Source organism: Methanofastidiosum sp., assembly GCA_035362715.1.
Classification (GTDB): domain Archaea; phylum Methanobacteriota_B; class Thermococci; order Methanofastidiosales; family Methanofastidiosaceae; genus Methanofastidiosum.
Window position 1 is genome coordinate 206793 of record DAOSDU010000001.1, and the last position, 16343, is coordinate 223135.

The following is a 16343-nucleotide window of genomic DNA, read 5'->3' on the forward strand; positions in this document are numbered from 1 at the left end:
TAAATTAATTCCTGAAGCTTGTAACTGATGCCGGGATCCTGCCGCCACGTTTCACAAACTTAGAGCAGTCAATTTTTTTAACTGGCATGACTGACCCTTCGCCCAACAAGCCTCCGAAGTGGACATAGTCCCCTTCTTTTTTACCTTTGATTGGGACAAGCCTTGCGCCCACTGTTTTATTATTGTAAACACCTATTGCCATCTGATCTGCTATAATCCCTGCGATAATTTCTGCTGGAGTATCCCCTGGAATTGGGACCATGTCTAGTCCTACAGAGCAGACTGAGGTCATGGCTTCAAGCTTTTCTATATTGATGTACCCTGCCTTTGCAACTTCTATCATGCCTCTATCCTCAGATACTGGAATAAATGCACCGCTATATCCCCCAATACGGGAGCTTGCCATAATGCCTCCTTTTTTAACAGCGTCTGTTAGAAGTGCTAAAGCGCATGTGGAACCGGGCCCACCGCAGTGCTCTATCCCCATATCCTCGATAATCTTTGCAACGCTATCCCCTACCGCAGGAGTTGGTGCGAGGGACAGATCTATTGAACCAAAGTCGACCTTCATTCTTTTGGCGACTTCTTCTCCAATCAATTCCCCGGCCCTAACTATCTTAAATGATACCCTTTTTATTGTATCGCAGAGCTCCATGAAGTTCCCATCGGTCTTTTCTACCGCTGCCCTTACTACCCCAGGGCCGCTTATGCCCACATTGATTGATGCGTCAGAGTTTCCAATGCCATGAAATGCACCAGGCATAAATGGTATATCTTCAGGCGCGTTTGCTAGTACGACTAGCCTTGCGCAGCCAGTATCGGATACCTCAGAAGTCTTTTTGATTATGCGACCCATCCTGAGTATTTCATCCATGTTGATTCCATCCCTAGTTGATGCGACAACAACAGATGAGCATAGCCTTTCTGTGGCCTCCATAGCTTCGGGGATTGATTCGATTAGCATGTTGTCACCTAATGATGCTGCACGATGAACTAAAGCAGTATATCCACCAATAAAATTAATTCCCAGATCTTCAGCCGCCTCGTCAAGAGTTGTGGCGATCTTTACTGCAGCTTTTTTCGAGGGCATGCCAAGCGCATTTATCAAGAGCGATATAGGGGTCACAGCTATCCTTTTGTTCACTATGGGGATGCCAAAATCCTCCTGCACGCCGTTTACGATCTCGACAAAGTCACCAGCTTTATCTTCTAGCTTTTCAGCTATTCTCTCACAAGTATGCCCCACATCATTTTTAGCGCAGTCTAGGAGATTAATACCAAGGGTAACAGTCCTGATGTCAAGCTGCTCAACCTTAACCATCTTGATAGTTTCAAGAATCTCATCTGATGTTACCATACGCTTCAAACCCTGTGCATCCTATCAAAGATTTCTTTCCGCTGTATAAGAAGATTAATATTAAGCTTTACACCTTCAGCTTCAAGGTCATGTTTTATCTTCTTAAAATCATAACCTGATGTTTTGATATCGGCTATGGCTATCATTGAGAATACGCCGTCAAGAACAGTCTGGCTGAGCTCTAATATATTGACGTTTAGGTCAGCCAACACCCTTGTGACGCCTGCCACTATACCTGGTCTATCAGCTGATAATACAGTTATAACAATCTTTTCACCAATTGGGTCTGCCATGTCTAGAAAGATGCGTTTTATCTTAAAAAGTTAGTGGAAAAAAGAGATTAAAATAAATTAAAAATATTTATTCTTCATCTTTGTTCTTCTCTAGTATCTTCATTATCCTGTCGATTGGAAGGGATTTTGGGGCCAAGGGTATTGCTCTGTGAAGATTAAAATTGTTCTGCCCGAACTTAGGCCAGTTTGAGTTTGCATACGCCTTCATTGAGTTTAGATAAGACGCGTATGTCCAACTTGAGCTACTCTGAAATGCGTAGAGATAATAGTCGTTAGTGCCGACATAGATTGTGCCATCGGGGCCGATTGCGGGGGAAGAATAGACATTATAGTATGTATAGTGTTTCCACTTTTCTGTTCCATTTGGATTTATGGCGTAGAAATAATTGTCACTACTGCCGACATAGATTGTGCCATCAGGGCCTATTGCAGGAGAGGATCTGATATCTTTATCTGCTTCGAAATACCACTTCTCTGTTCCATTTGGATTTATGGCGTAGAGGTAATCATTGTTACTGCCGACATAGATTGTGCCATCAGGACCGATTGCGGGGGATGATTCAACATCACCATCGGCATCAAATTCCCACTTTAGTGATCCGTTGGGGTTTATGGCGTAAACATACCCATCAAGGCTACCGACATATATTGTGCCGTCCGCTCCGATTGCGGGGGATGAAACGATATCATAACCAGTTTCGAATTCCCACTTTAGTGATCCGTTGGGGTTTATGGCGTAAAGATAGTTATCCCAACTTCCGACATAAATTGTGCCGTCAGCTCCGATTGCGGGGGATGATGTGACACCATCATCAGTTTCGAATTCCCACTTTAGTGATCCGTTGGGGTTTATGGCGTAAACATACCCATCAAGGCTACCGACATATATTGTGCCGTCAGCTCCGATTGCGGGGGATGACCTGACACCACTGCCAGTTTCTAATTCCCACTTTGGTGATCCGTTGGGGTTTATGGCGTAGAGGAAATTATCGTTACTGCCTACATAGATTGTGCCATCAGGACCTATTGAAGGGGATGAGTGGACGCCTGCGCCAGTTTCAAATTCCCACTTTAGTGATCCGTTGGGGTTTATGGCGTAAATATAAGTGTCACCGCTCCCTACATATATAGTGCCGTCAGCTGCAATGGCGGGAGATGATCTGACAATTCCGTTAGTTTCGAAGTCCCACTTTACATCACCGTCTGCTGCATAGACAGAGCATAAAGATATTAAGAATATACTAATTATTAAAATAGCTATTATTTTTTTCATATTTCTCACCATTAAGTTAAAAATAAAAGAAATTAATACTATTTAAGCTTTTGGGTATTGCTTTTCAATTGTGAAAATAGATAATATAAAATTAGAGAAAAAATTATTCTTGATTGCCTTTGAGTATCTCAAGGATTTTTGCCATTGGTAGACTTGATGGTGGGCCTCTGTTGGAAGCGTAGTGGAATCCCATATCAACTATTCCAGTGTCCCATCTGCCATCTGTTCTTGTTGTAAATCCTTCATATAGTCCAAGTGCTGCTGATGACTCGGAGCCTTTGTCAACGCATGGACTACTTGTTGAAAGGTAGAAAGTATCTATGCCATCGACAAACTTTGGATCAACTGAAATACAGTTACTAAAATTAACGCCGCCATCGTCATACCAATCATCGTAGGCATTGCCCCATGAATTACTGTTATATACGTATATCCCCGTAGAATCGATATTGAATCCATAGCCACCATTTTTTGCGAATATGCAGTTATAGACTTTACAATAGTCCTCTACTTCAATTCCATCACTCCCATTGAATGCAGAAGTACAGTTTATAGCTTCGCAGTACTGATTGATAGAAATCCCACGATAGCTATTACCATATGCAAGACAGTTTTTGACTGTTGAATAATGGGCGATATATATCCCAGTACCATTGCCATGAACAATACAGTTTTCAATTAAGGAATAATCAGACGCCACTCTAATGCCTGTATAAGGAGCATTTCTAACTGTGACATTTTTTATGGTAAAATAATTTTGAGTGCAAAGGAAGCCGTCTCCACCAGAAGATGTTGCATCAATTATGGTATTATGAGGGCTATCTCCAATTACAGTAATATTGCTATAATTCATAATATCAATAGGGTCTAAGATGTAGTAAGTTCCGGCGTGGACATAAATCGTTGATCCACTAGGTGCATTTTGAATTGTGTCATGAAGGACCTGCCACCCATCACTTTCATAAACATGATAAGTCGCCGCAGAAACTGGGCTTATTAAAATAAAAACACTTGCAAAAAGCAAGGCCGTTATTATTATAGTATTTATTTTTTTCATAAAAAATCACCATTATGTTAAAAATAAAAGAAAGTATTAATATTTAAATTTTTGGGATTTGATTTTCAAAATATTTAAGAAGAAGAGAAAATAAATAAAATAAAAAGATTTATTCGTTGTCTTTGTTCTTTTCTAAGATCTTCATTATCTTATCTAATGGAAGTGATTTCTTTATTCTAATCATCGTTGGGTAGAAGCCAGTGTTATAATTGTCAAAGGAGTGAGTAGTCCATGAGGGATAATTCCTATTCACCGGTCCAACTTCGACACAGTAAACTTTTAAATTGTCATAGTTTCCAACGACCATCTCAAGTATGCCGTCATTGTCAATGTCTGCTACAGAAACGCCGTTGTGGTAGAAGTAGTCATCATCAGGGTTCCATGCCCATATGAGGTTTCCCATGTAGTCCCTTGCATCTATCTTTCCTGTCTCGTAGTTGTTGTATAGTATCTCAACTTTGTTGTCATTGTTTATATCACAAAGAGTAACATAGGCATACTCTATTGCCACTTGATCGTCGCCAGAAAGCCCGTCGTTTTTCTGCCAGAGGAGCTTTCCTCTGTGATCAAACACCATGAGTCCATAATAAGCTGGTACTATTATCTCAATGTCCCCATCATTGTCTAGATCACTACTAACAACATTTTGGTAATCGGGGTATATTATTCCATATAAAGAGAGAATGTCATCATTTACCCATTTTTCAGTTCCGTTATGCTCCACCATATAGGTTACGCCGTTATAGTTAGAAAAAACAATCTCAGGCATGCCGTCGCCGTCAAAGTCAGCGACTGTTGGAGTAACGTAGACTCCTTCGTTGTCCTTAGAGCCAGTGAAATGCCATTTTTCGCTGCCATCTGTTTCAATGCAAACAAGCTCATCGTTATTATCCTGGCCTATTGCTATTATCTCAAGCTGCCCATCGCCGTCAACGTCCACAAGGACTGGAGCCACCATCCCATAGCCAACCCCTCTGTCGTCGTAGTACCAAAGTTCATTCCCGTTTCTCCCATCAAAACAGAATAAAATATAATCATCGTTTGTAACAAGGACTTCGACTACCCCATCGTTATTGATATCGCCTATTGAAGGTATCGAATCCATATCATATCCGCTGTTCCCACTTGACCACTTGAAAGCTCCAGTCTGGCCACTGATGCAGACTAAACTATTATCATAATAGCCGTCTTCATCGCCCCATAAGACATCAAGCCATCCATCGCCATCTACGTCTGCAACCTTTAGAGTAGATTCATAAACGTCAGCTGTAAAGTTAGCCTTCCACTTCAGTGTTCCATCCGTTTCAATGCAGAGAACCGTATCATCATCATCTTCGGCATAGATGACCTCCATCCTCCCGTCCTTGTCGACATCAGCAAGCACCGGCTGTTTGTATTCTAAATTATAATCTAAACCCACATCTTCAAATACCACTGGATTCGGGGATAAGCCTGCCCAGAGACAGTGTTTAAAACAAAAAACATACTAAATAGCAATATAGCTATTATCAATACGGATTTTATCTTCTTCATAATAAACACCATTATAATTGTTAATAAAAAGTAAAAAATAATATTTAAGCTTTTGGGATTTGATTTTCAAAATTTTAAGAAAAAGAAGAGAAAATAAATAAAATTTTATCTGATCTTTGCACCAGTTTTCATTTCCTTGTCCGCTGCTAGAAGGGATACAAGCTTTCCGTCGTCAGCTGCCAAAAGCATAGCTTCACTCTTTACACCACGGATTGTTGCGGGTTCTAGATTGCAGATTGCCACTATCTTCTTTCCGATTAATTCCTCTTTCTTATAGTAGCTCTTTATGCCTGCGACTATTGTTCTCTCCTCACCAACATCAATCTTCATGACATAGAGCTTATCCGCCTTCGGGTGGTCTTCTACAGAGATTATCTTTCCAGTTCTTATATCAAGTTTTGCAAACTCATCAAATGGTATCATGGGTGTTTCCTTCTTTACCAAAGTTTTTTTCATTGGGGCTGGATTTTCTAATTTTTGGACCTGCCTCTTTATCTCCTCATCAGGGACTTTTGAGAACACTGGCTCTGGTTTTGCCAGAGGCTTTCCCTGCTCTAATAAGAGCTTAGAGCTGTCATCCCAAGAAAACTTATTGATGCCTATCTCCTTTAGCATCTTTTCTGTTGAGAACGGCAGGAACGGATTTAGCACCATTGATAGAGTCTTTGCAAGCTCTAGTGATATGTAGATTGTGTTTGCTGCCTTTGCTTTTTCGGTTTTGACTTGCTTCCAGGGCTCCTTCTTATCAAAGTACCTGTTGCAGCTCTTTGCAAATGAGACGACCTCTTTCATCGCATCCTTCATCTTGAATACTGTTATGAGGTCCCCTACCTTCTTTCCGATCTCCTCTATGGACTTTATTGCCTCTCTATCGTCATCATCTAAAAGAGATTCATCCATTTGGGGAATCTTGCCATCAAAGTTATTGAAAGCAAATGTGATGGACCTATGGACAAAGTTGCCTATGATATCATTTAGCTCATCGTTAATCCTCTTCTGGAAATCCTCCCAGAGGAAGTCTGAATCCCTTGATTCAGGCGCAACTGATGTTAGGTAGTATCTCAAGTAATCTGGCGGGAAATCCTTTAGAAAGTCGCCAAGCCATATGGCCCAGTTCCGGGAGGTTGATGTCTTCTTGCCCCCGATGTTCAAGTACTCATTTGCCGGGACGTCATAGGGTAGCTTCCATTTTCTCGCTTCATACTGGCCATATCCTAAGAGGAAAGCCGGCCACATGATCGCATGGAACGGGATGTTATCCTTTCCTATAAAATGAACTATTTTTGCGTCTAGCCAATAATCCTTCCAGGCATCAGGTTTGCCCTGCTTTTCTGCCCACTCCTTTGTGGATGAGACGTAGCCTATGACCGCTTCAAACCAGACATATAGCACCTTATCCTTTCCCTCTTCTAAGGGTACAGGGATACCCCATTTTAGATCACGTGTTATGGCTCTGTCCTGGAGGCCTTCCTTTATCCAGTTGAGGCAGAAATTCACGACGTTCGGTCTCCAGTGCTTGTTTGACTTCATCCAGACTTCAAGCTCATCCTGGAAGTCGCCAAGCTTTATGAACCACTGGAATGTATCCTTTACTTCTGGGGTCGTGCTGCATGTGATGCACTTTGGGTTTACAAGCTCGATAGGTTCCAAGACCTTGCCACAGACCTCGCACTGGTTGCCCTTTTGGTCAGGTGCGGAGCATGCTGGGCAAGTCCCCTCGACATACCTATCTGCCAAGAACATGCTGCACTTTGGGCAGTATGCCTGGGTCACAACCTTTCTCTCGATATGGCCGTTTTTTAGAAGTGTCAAGAAGAAATCCTGGGACGTCTTATGGTGAATTGGGAGGGAAGTCCTTGAGAAGTTATCATATGATATGCCTAGATTCTTAAAATCAGTCTTCATATCCTCATAGTAAAAGTCAACAAGCTCTTTTGGTGTGACGCCATCCTTTAGAGCCTTTATTTCTATTGCTGTTCCATGTTCGTCTGTTCCACCTACATATACGATATCCGCCCCTTCTAGCCTCTTAAACCTGACATAGGTATCTGCCGGAAGGTATGCCCCAGCTATATGGCCTACATGGAGGGGCCCGTTTGCATAGGGGAGAGCGGATGTGACAAGTATTCTTTCTCTCATAGTGATTACACCTAGTAGTAGTTATTAGTGCTTAAAAAATATTTAAAAGGCTTTGTGAGGGCTCTCTAAAGGAGAAGTTTTCAATATTCTTGTATATCAAAGAGATATGTTAATTTTAGGTGTCATAATGGAAATTAATCACAAACAGAAAATATAATGATGTGCTGAGAAAATTCAAAAAAGCTATTAATATTAATCATGGCTATATTTAAGCTTATTGCAAGATGGGGATTGTACTAAAAAAATAAAAAAGATAATTATGCACTACAAGATTTTGATAAAGCGATTAGTTTAGATACGAACTTAGGAGAAGCTTATTTTGAAAAGGAATTATTGTTAAAAAAGATAGGCGATTCAGATTTATTAGAATACTTAGATTTGGCCATAGAGAAGATTTAAGCAATCTCTCCAGGATAACAATTAAAAATAGTAGAAAAGAATATATATAATTTTTTACTAGTATACTTATGATTGAGATATCTTTTGATGAAAATTTAATTGAAAAGAGTAAAAAGGCAGAAAGAATTTATTATGATTCAAAAAATAAAGGTTACCATGATAAATTTCTTGATGGAAAGGAAATTCAAGCCAATCGAATTGGGAAGCTTGGTGAATTAAGTTTCAAGATCTTTTTAGATGAGTATGATTTTTATTACGAATATGATGAAAGCTTAACAGATCTTGATGAAAAAGATTTTGTTTTGATGAGAAAAAACGGCGAAAAAGCAAATATAGATGTTAAAACACAATTAAATGATTATTACCCACAAGAATGGTGGAATTGTGAAGTGAATGAAAAACAAAGAAATAAGTTAATGGATTATTATGTTTTTATTAAACTTAGTGAAAATAAAAAAAAGGCCTTTATTGTTGGATTTATAGATTATTCAACTTTTTGGGAAATAGCTAAGATTAATCATCAAGGAAACGTTATGCATGGTGGTGAAAAAGTTAAAGGCACCAAATTTGATGTAAAAATATCTAATCTAATCGATGCTTCCGAATTAATAAATAGATTTAAAAAAAGATAATAAGTTTGAAACAAATTATATCATTTTAGAATAATTCTTTTATCTAATTTTTCAGTTTGTAATATCAGATATTCATTGGAATATCATTTAAGTTAACACTTAATTTATTAATTTGTACTTTTTAAAAATACAATTTACTTATAGTCTTTATCAAGTCTTCTAATCAAATCTTCAAAACTTGTAACTCTACTTTTTATATAATCAAACTTAACCTGTGGAACTTTCAGGTAATTCCAAGATTGGCCTGTTTGTTCTGATACATCTTGACACCATCTTTTTATTGCCTCGTCTTTTCTATCGACATCATCGTACTCTCTTCCCTTAGTTTCTATGATCCAATATTTCTTTTTATCTTCAATAGTCTGAACGGCAACGAAGTCAGGGTGATAAAATCTAGTAGAACCTTTTGAACTAAGATAATCAATTTTAAAAATTGTGGTTGCAAGTGAAGCAAATCTCTCTATGTCTAGAAATCTCCTATCAAGGAATGTTGCAAAATCTTCCTCAAAGTTATTATAAACAGCTACATAGTTAAAAACAGTTTTATCAAGCCTTGCATGTTTTCTATTCCATGGACTAACTTCAGTTTCAGATAGTTTAATTGGTTTTTGCAAAATAAGCACATCTGTCTTTTCTGCTGTTAATTCACCAATATGTTGGGCAAGAACAGAAATGATTCCTTCTGATACATCTATTCTACTTAGCGGCGTTTTAATACAAATAGAATCAATACTATCAATCTTGGTATCAAAGCATTTATTTAATATATACCCCTCTACAACGGGGCATATTTCATTAAACTGGCAAGTAAGGCCAGCTTTTTTCATAATGTTGTTAACAATATAGGATATTTTTTCTCTTATCTCATAATCTGCCTTGTGTTTAATCTCCTCTTCATGAATACCAGTGCCTGTGGTAGCAAATTCCATCCTTAATTTATATTTCCACTCCTCTTCTAGGACATCCGAAGTGAATATGTTTGGAATTGAATCAATATTAATCTCTGATAATTTTTTATAATTTCTTTTGTATCTCAAGCCTATCTGGGGAATTTCTATATCGTACTTAAAACGTGATGGCTCTAATGCAGAAATCATTACTCCTTGTGGTGGTGGGATATGAACTGTTTCTATGCTTAAACCATCTTGTTCTAACTCCTTCTTGACAAAACTTTCAAATTCGTTTGTTCCCATTACTTCAAGTGTTTGTATATAGTCCTGCGTTATTCCACCCATTATTCTAAGGCCCCTTCCAATAGTTTGTTCTGGAAGAATTTTTGCCTGCGCTGTATAGGGCCGTAATCCAAGACATACAGTAACGTTTTGAACATCCCAACCTTCTCTAAGCATTAAAACACTAGAAATAACTTTTATTTTATTTGTAGGATTATCGACATCTCTTGCAACTCGTCGTAATTGTTCAAAATCTGATTTTTTTATATCTCCCGATGTATCAGTATGAATAACTAATATTTCATCCTTTGAGAAATCATAAATTGATTTATTATTTTGAACAAACTCTGCAATCTTATCTGCATACACAGATTTTTCAGACATTATAAATAGAATCGGCTTTTTTCCTATAGTTGAATAAGAATCATAGTGCACTTTCCATCTATGAATCGATGATAGTAACCATTCTCCATATTTTTCAATTACATTGTCTTGACTTACATCAATTGGATCTTTTTTATTGACACGGTGAACAATTATTGGAGCTTTTACTATCCTATCCTCTACAGCTTGGGCCAATGGATAATCAACTATTGTCCAAGCGTAATAAACACCAGTTTGGGTCTTAGGCGTAGCAGAAAAATCAAGCCAAAGAGTAATTCCCTTTGGTATGGATCTATGAATAGAGATAAGAGTCTCGTGCCACTTTAATTCTGTGTCATGAACATGATGTGCTTCATCATTAATAATCAAGAGATTTGTGAGATCCTTTATTCTGTCCAAAAGCATAACAGGAGATTTTGTTAAATTCTTTTGTGGGGGTCTCCCCAAGAAAGCTTCTGCAATGTTCGCCGGAGTCCATCCATCAACTCTTGATTCGTATAGCTGCTGGATATTTGCCAATATTATATTGCCAGAGAGCGCCAAAGGCGAATCGTCGTCCCTTAAAGTAACCTTTAGATTCCATAATGATTTCCAAGAGACAGGAATAAATGGAAAATCATAAAAGATTTGATTATCTCTAAAATCCCTTGTTAATCTTTCATATACTATTACATTGGGGGGAACTATTAAGAAATTGTTGCTGTAGCGTGTATCCCTTTCCTTAATATTATTAAAATATGACCAAACAATGATTAGAGCCATAACTATTGTTTTACCCGACCCGGTGGCCATCTTAAATGCATATTTTAGCAATCCTTCCTCTGGAATTTCTTGATTCCCCATTTGTTTTAATTCTGAAAAGTATCGGATGACATCTCTACTACCATCTGTTTTTTTTATAATTTCTACAGAACTCCCCAAGATTCCAGTTATATTTTTTTGAGCAAATTCATTTATAACTTGTTCAAAATCGTTGAATTTTTTTACCTCAAATAAATAGATTAATGTTTCAATCGCTTCTCTTTGGCAGAACCAGAAATTAAACTGTCTACCTTTGGTTATATGATCGCTTTCAAACCAGAAGGTTAATAATTCTTTAGTAGTATCTGTTACTCCAGGGTACCCTTCATCTCTCCACTTGTCTACTAAGGTTCGGATATTATTGACTAAAAATGTAGAACTTTTTCTTCTACCTTTCATTATTTTATAATGGCCTGGCAAATCTCTTACGATGTGGCAACCAGGTGATTTAGTGGGGTCACGGCCTTCAATCAAGGGTATTTTATTATCATAATGAACTATGCTTTCAGGTATTCCAGTCATTTTATAGTCACCTCATAAATCTGAGAGGTGTCTATTCCAAAAATATCAATTACTTTCACAAATATTTTGTAATTCCCCAGCTCCTTATACTTGTAGATTGCCTTGAGTGATAAAGTTCTATCTTTTTTAGTTCTATATGATGTCCAGCTATTAGCAAAAGTATCATTTTGAAAATTAAAATCAATTGCCCAGTAATCAATCCAATCAGACCATTTTTTTATTTTATCCCTTATGTCTTTAGATATTTGATCAGTGTGGGGAATAATAAAATCTATTAGTTCAACTGCTATTTCTTTTCCAGATACTTTTATTTCAGGTTTGAAGTAAGCTAATTCAAAGAACTTTATGTCGCCCTTATCAATGGCCTGTTTTTCTAGAACTTCGTTTGGTATAATCCAAAGTTTAAGATTAATATTTTCTCTTTTTGCTATTTGATCTATTGCATCGTTTAGTCCCATTTCCCATTCCCAGCCTAAAACGTGAAGTTCTTTTTGCCCCATTTTTTTTGCTTCGGTAATTGCATTTATAATCTCGTTTATTGTAACAGGAGAATCTATAGATCCAACATAAACTAACGCATTAGATTTTTTACCATGGATAAATTGCGCCCCAGCAATGGGCTCTGCCCCATATAATTTTAAAATAAATGTTAAGTATTCATAATATGCTTGATTAGGGTCTTTTGAATTAAAAGTTGTACTCTTCCAATACTGTCTTTCATATTTACCTAGATTTAAAATCTCAAACGGATTAGCTTTTTTATTATATAATTTGTTATTAGACTGAAGAATATCTTTTGAATTTTGTATTTCAAGTAGTCTTTTTCTAGTAGTATGGACTGCATATCTAGAAAGATCTGAGCCTATCCAACGCCTTCCTAACTTTTCAGCCACGACAAGACTAGTTCCAGATCCACAAAAGAAATCTGCTATCAAACTACCAGGATTACTGCCAACTTTTATTATTCTTTCTAATAAAGATTCTGGTTTCTGAGTTGGATATCCTATTCTTTCATTAGGTGATACATATTGCATAGCTTTTATGTCCGACCACCAATCTTCTGGAAATTTTCCTATTTCATTTAATTCAACTTTTCCTTGATTCCATCTGCCATGGTGCGTAGGATTTTCTGCTCTTTTTAGAGTACTATCGGCATATTCTAATCTTACATCGTCAACATTGAAAATCCAAGTTGGTTTTTTAGAATACCATAAAATGGTGTCATGTTTATTTGCAAATCTTTTCATTCCAGGACTTGTGGCCCCATGGTAAGCCCATATTATTTCATTAATTATATTATCATTGCCATATATATCATCCATAATTAGTCTAAGATAAGAGTTAACTCTATAATCACAATGAACAAAAATAGATCCATTCTCAGAAAGTAGTTCTTTCATTAGATATAGTCTTTCGTACATCATTCCTAGGTATGATTCAAGCCCATCTCCCCAAGTATCCCGATACGCCTTTTCTTCCAAGATAGAATGATCTTTTTCAATCTCTTCCCCTTCTTCACCAACTAGTACTTTCAATCTGAAATCGGCACCTGTAGCAAAAGGCGGATCAATATAAATTAAATCAATTTTTCCAGCAAACTTCTCGAGAAGAGAAGACATTACTAGTTTGTTGTCACCCCAAATTAGCTTGTTTGTCCATCCAGTCTCAAAACTATCGCCCTCATCGACATCATAGAAATCATACAAAGTAAGGTTTTCTCCAGATTTTTTTCCTTTTCTCGGAGAGTTGATAGTTTCGACAACTTGGAATGGGTAAGGTCCAGGCCTATCAATTGGTTTTAAATTACTCTCATTATCATATTTTCCTTTCCAAACTAGCTCTGGCTTTTTTATATCTATTTTACTCATATAACATCCTCACTTTTGAAATTAATAACGCCTTCTTTGGAACAGTAAATTCTAAAATCACAGTCTTTACATGTTTTTGAAATATCTGGGGGATTTCTTATATCAAACTTTTTTTCTATAATACAACTTGAAACATAATCAAAGTGTTTTCCAACTTCATTTACATAATCTTTACTATATGGGAACTCCATCAACGCATTGTCTCTTATCTCCTCACTGGTCCAGTATAGCAATAGCCTTTCTGGATGCAATCCATACCTTTGATTCACTATGTATCCATATAGGGAGAGTTGTTTCTTATATCTTTCAATCAGCAGATCATTAAAGTCTGGCTTTGGTTGAGTCTTAAAGTCAAGTATCTCAACCTTATTGTCTTTTCCTAAGAGGAGATCTATTTTCCCAAGTATTATATATTTATCTTTTTCTACAGAAACGTCTACTTCTGTTTCAATTACTCTGTCCATTAAATCCTTGTTTTGATTAAAGTAAGTAATCACTTGTTTAAGGCCGGCTTCTCTAGGAGTCTGAGCTAAAGGCCTTAAACCTGTTGCAATTAATCCTTTATAGTTCTCATTGTAAAGCTCTTCTATCAAAGTCGGCGTTATCTCATCCAATCTGCCTTCTAGAACAACTCTATGGATGTCTTCTATTGTCTGGTGGACTAGACTTCCAAAAAGAACACCCCCTATTCTCGAAGGCTCAAATTTATACTCTCGGTACATCTGATACTTCCTGGGGCAAGTTTCGTAGATGTCGATATCTGAAGTAAGACTAAAAGACCTTTTTGGTACATACTGATCTTTTGGAGAAAATTTTTGGGCGGCAAGCAGTTCTCTTTTAACATGAGGCCATTGATCAAGACCTTCCCAAATAGTAGCAAACGACCTATGAGGAATATCAGTTGTAGTTAGAACAAGTAATTTTTGGGCTCTTGAGAAGGCTACATAGAAATGTCTTGCTCTATCAAAATCTGTAATTCTCTTCTCAGGCTCAAATAGTCCCCTTGCATAATAGCCACCTAGAATTCTATCAATCTGCTTTTGCGTACTAAATCCTTTTGATAAAGACCCTACTATGATTACTGGGAAATCTAATCCTTTTGATTGATGAATCGTCATCACTTGTACATGACCTTTTGGGAAAGGATTGTCAGGATCCTCGTATTCATCTATCCCTCCATCAATTAAAAATCTAAAGAAACTTCCAAATAAATAAAACTTGATAAATTCTTTATTCTTAAAAGTTACAATATTAAAATGATAATATTGTTGAAACTTGCTTAACAATGAGGAAAATATTGATAAATTTCTAGCTTTATTATCTTCCTTTAAGAATTTAGAAAACGGCTTGTATGCAAGTAGCTGATAGAAGTAATCTCCAATTGTTATATCTAGTGATTGCCCTTCGCCAAGGGAGTTAATCTGATTATTTCGCCTTTGAATGTACTCAGATAACGGACTTTTAATGTAATCCTTCAATAATTCAAATCCTTGATAAATATAATCTCGGTAAGGATAATTTTCTAAATGTTCTCCCATAAACTCAAAGAGCATAGCAAAGCAGGCCAACATCATCTTTATTTCATCATTTTCAAAGTAGGCCTTGGCCCTTGGATTAAAATAAGGAATTCCCAATCTATCAAAGGCTTCTGTGTAATGGCCACTTGACTCTATTCGAACACTTTTTAGAATAAGTGCCACGTCCCTATAATCAGTTATTACGTTCTTATCTTTTAGGTGCTTTATCATCTCGGCTACTCTTTGGCCTTCATCAAATTCATTTCTCCCCCATATAGAAAATACTGATGGGTAATCTGGAAATACTGTATCTTCTGGAGGGATAACTTCTTTGTTCATAAATCTGTAAAATCTTCCATCGTTATCGGCCCAATCTACATCTTGCATGAAACTATTGTATCTTTCAATAATCTGCTTATGTGACCTGTAGTTTGTTAGAAGCGGAATCTCTTTACAATCCTTAAAATGAGAAGGGAATTCAATTATGTTTCTAATCGTTGCCCCTCTGAATCTATAAAGTGATTGATCCTCATCTCCAACAACGCAGATGTTATTTATTGGACTGCCCCAAGTTAAGATTATCTGCTCTTGAACATAGTTTGTATCCTGGTACTCATCGACCATTATGTACTTTATCTTATCCTTAATTTTAGGGCCAACTGTTTCATTTTGTAATAGATCTAAAAAAACTGTCTGTAGATGGGAAAAATCTATTCTGTTGTTCTCAAATAAGAGCTTTCTATATTGTTTATAGGTACTTCCTAAGTTCCTAACAAACTTATCCTCTGAACGCAATAATTGTTCTGGGTCGATTAACTCTTCAGTTATCTTATTTATGAAAGGTATAAGGGCCTTTATTGTTGACCATTTTGTCTTCCATTTGCCAAGATAAAGGTCATTTCTAGGAGGGCCTACTATTTCATTAAAGTGCTCGTAAATAAATAAGTACTGAGTTAAATCATCAAGCGTAAGATAATTATTTTTTAATTGGGTATAAAATAAGTTTTTGGAAATAAAGCTCTCGCAGATGCTGTGGATAGTTCCAATCTTTAGTTCGTGGAGGGATTCTTTAATTTCCAATTTTCTTGAAATTTGGCTAACTCGATCTCTTAATTCAAATGCAGCTTTCTCAGTAAATGTTGTCAATACTATTTCTGATGGTTTGGCTTTGCCTGTTTTTATAAGATAAAGTGTTCTTAATACTAAGACCAAAGTTTTTCCGGTGCCAGGGCCTGCAATAAGTAATAATGGGCCTTCTGTAGTAGTAATAGCTTTTTGTTGTTCTTTGTTTAATAAAGGAAAAAGCTGAATAATTTCTGAAAGCACTTGATCCATCGTATCACAGTCATTGATTTGAATTATTTAATTGTATAATATAGAATTTCACATTTATAAG

11 protein-coding genes are annotated in these 16343 nt (G+C 36.9%); 1 reads left to right on the forward strand and 10 read right to left on the reverse strand.

Going from position 1 to position 16343, the window contains the following annotated elements:
- Nucleotides 1–4: 4 nt before the first annotated feature.
- The 7 genes from PLI06_01160 to metG form a co-directional block, all read right to left on the reverse strand.
- Nucleotides 5–1357, reverse strand: coding sequence for a PFL family protein (locus PLI06_01160; GenBank protein ID HOI76208.1), 1353 nt, complete (start codon nt 1355–1357; stop codon nt 5–7).
- 5 nt (nt 1358–1362) lie between these two features.
- A complete protein-coding gene (locus PLI06_01165) occupies nt 1363–1650 on the reverse strand; it encodes an ACT domain-containing protein (protein HOI76209.1) in 288 nt (95 codons plus the stop codon).
- A 67-nt stretch (nt 1651–1717) separates the two neighbouring features.
- On the reverse strand, nt 1718–2923 hold the full coding sequence (locus tag PLI06_01170) for a PQQ-binding-like beta-propeller repeat protein (GenBank protein ID HOI76210.1): 1206 nt from the start codon (nt 2921–2923) through the stop codon (nt 1718–1720).
- 103 nt (nt 2924–3026) lie between these two features.
- Entirely contained in the window at nt 3027–3980 is a 954-nt protein-coding gene (locus PLI06_01175) for a hypothetical protein (protein ID HOI76211.1), read from the reverse strand.
- A gap of 109 nt (nt 3981–4089) precedes the next feature.
- Nucleotides 4090–5400: a PQQ-binding-like beta-propeller repeat protein gene (locus tag PLI06_01180; protein ID HOI76212.1), complete on the reverse strand. Its 1311-nt coding sequence runs from the start codon at nt 5398–5400 to the stop codon at nt 4090–4092.
- The gene (locus PLI06_01185) at nt 5391–5513 is read right to left on the reverse strand and encodes a hypothetical protein (GenBank protein HOI76213.1); all 123 of its coding nucleotides are present in this window, start codon (nt 5511–5513) and stop codon (nt 5391–5393) included. The genes PLI06_01180 and PLI06_01185 overlap by 10 nt, the downstream gene beginning before the upstream one ends.
- 105 nt (nt 5514–5618) lie before the next feature.
- Nucleotides 5619–7652, reverse strand: a complete 2034-nt coding sequence (gene metG, locus PLI06_01190; GenBank protein HOI76214.1) for a methionine--tRNA ligase — start codon at nt 7650–7652, stop codon at nt 5619–5621.
- Between the two features lie 467 nt (nt 7653–8119).
- Between metG and PLI06_01195 the strand changes: the two genes are divergently transcribed.
- Entirely contained in the window at nt 8120–8683 is a 564-nt protein-coding gene (locus PLI06_01195) for a hypothetical protein (GenBank protein ID HOI76215.1), read from the forward strand.
- A 134-nt stretch (nt 8684–8817) separates the two neighbouring features.
- On the opposite strand, the gene PLI06_01200 is transcribed toward PLI06_01195, so the two are convergent.
- Genes PLI06_01200 through PLI06_01210 form a run of 3 tightly spaced genes read right to left on the reverse strand, consistent with a single transcriptional unit; the run spans nt 8818 to nt 16282 of the window.
- Complete coding sequence (locus tag PLI06_01200) at nt 8818–11562, reverse strand: DEAD/DEAH box helicase family protein (GenBank protein ID HOI76216.1); 2745 nt, start codon at nt 11560–11562, stop codon at nt 8818–8820.
- Entirely contained in the window at nt 11559–13430 is a 1872-nt protein-coding gene (locus tag PLI06_01205) for a DNA methyltransferase (protein ID HOI76217.1), read from the reverse strand. The genes PLI06_01200 and PLI06_01205 overlap by 4 nt, the downstream gene beginning before the upstream one ends.
- The gene (locus PLI06_01210; GenBank protein HOI76218.1) at nt 13427–16282 is read right to left on the reverse strand and encodes an ATP-dependent DNA helicase; all 2856 of its coding nucleotides are present in this window, start codon (nt 16280–16282) and stop codon (nt 13427–13429) included. Before PLI06_01210 ends, PLI06_01205 begins: the two co-directional genes overlap by 4 nt.
- Nucleotides 16283–16343 lie beyond the last annotated feature (61 nt).

Bases quoted from the DNA above. Each gene is read 5' to 3' on its own strand.
- PLI06_01160 (HOI76208.1), bottom strand. From the start codon at position 1,357: ATGGTAACATCAGATGAGATTCTTGAAACTATCAAGATGGTTAAGGTT.
- PLI06_01165 (HOI76209.1), bottom strand. From the start codon at position 1,650: ATGGCAGACCCAATTGGTGAAAAGATTGTTATAACTGTATTATCAGCT.
- PLI06_01170 (HOI76210.1), bottom strand. From the start codon at position 2,923: ATGAAAAAAATAATAGCTATTTTAATAATTAGTATATTCTTAATATCT.
- PLI06_01175 (HOI76211.1), bottom strand. From the start codon at position 3,980: ATGAAAAAAATAAATACTATAATAATAACGGCCTTGCTTTTTGCAAGT.
- PLI06_01185 (HOI76213.1), bottom strand. From the start codon at position 5,513: ATGAAGAAGATAAAATCCGTATTGATAATAGCTATATTGCTATTTAGT.
- metG (HOI76214.1), bottom strand. From the start codon at position 7,652: ATGAGAGAAAGAATACTTGTCACATCCGCTCTCCCCTATGCAAACGGG.
- PLI06_01195 (HOI76215.1), top strand. From the start codon at position 8,120: ATGATTGAGATATCTTTTGATGAAAATTTAATTGAAAAGAGTAAAAAG.
- PLI06_01200 (HOI76216.1), bottom strand. From the start codon at position 11,562: ATGACTGGAATACCTGAAAGCATAGTTCATTATGATAATAAAATACCC.
- PLI06_01205 (HOI76217.1), bottom strand. From the start codon at position 13,430: ATGAGTAAAATAGATATAAAAAAGCCAGAGCTAGTTTGGAAAGGAAAA.
- PLI06_01210 (HOI76218.1), bottom strand. From the start codon at position 16,282: ATGGATCAAGTGCTTTCAGAAATTATTCAGCTTTTTCCTTTATTAAAC.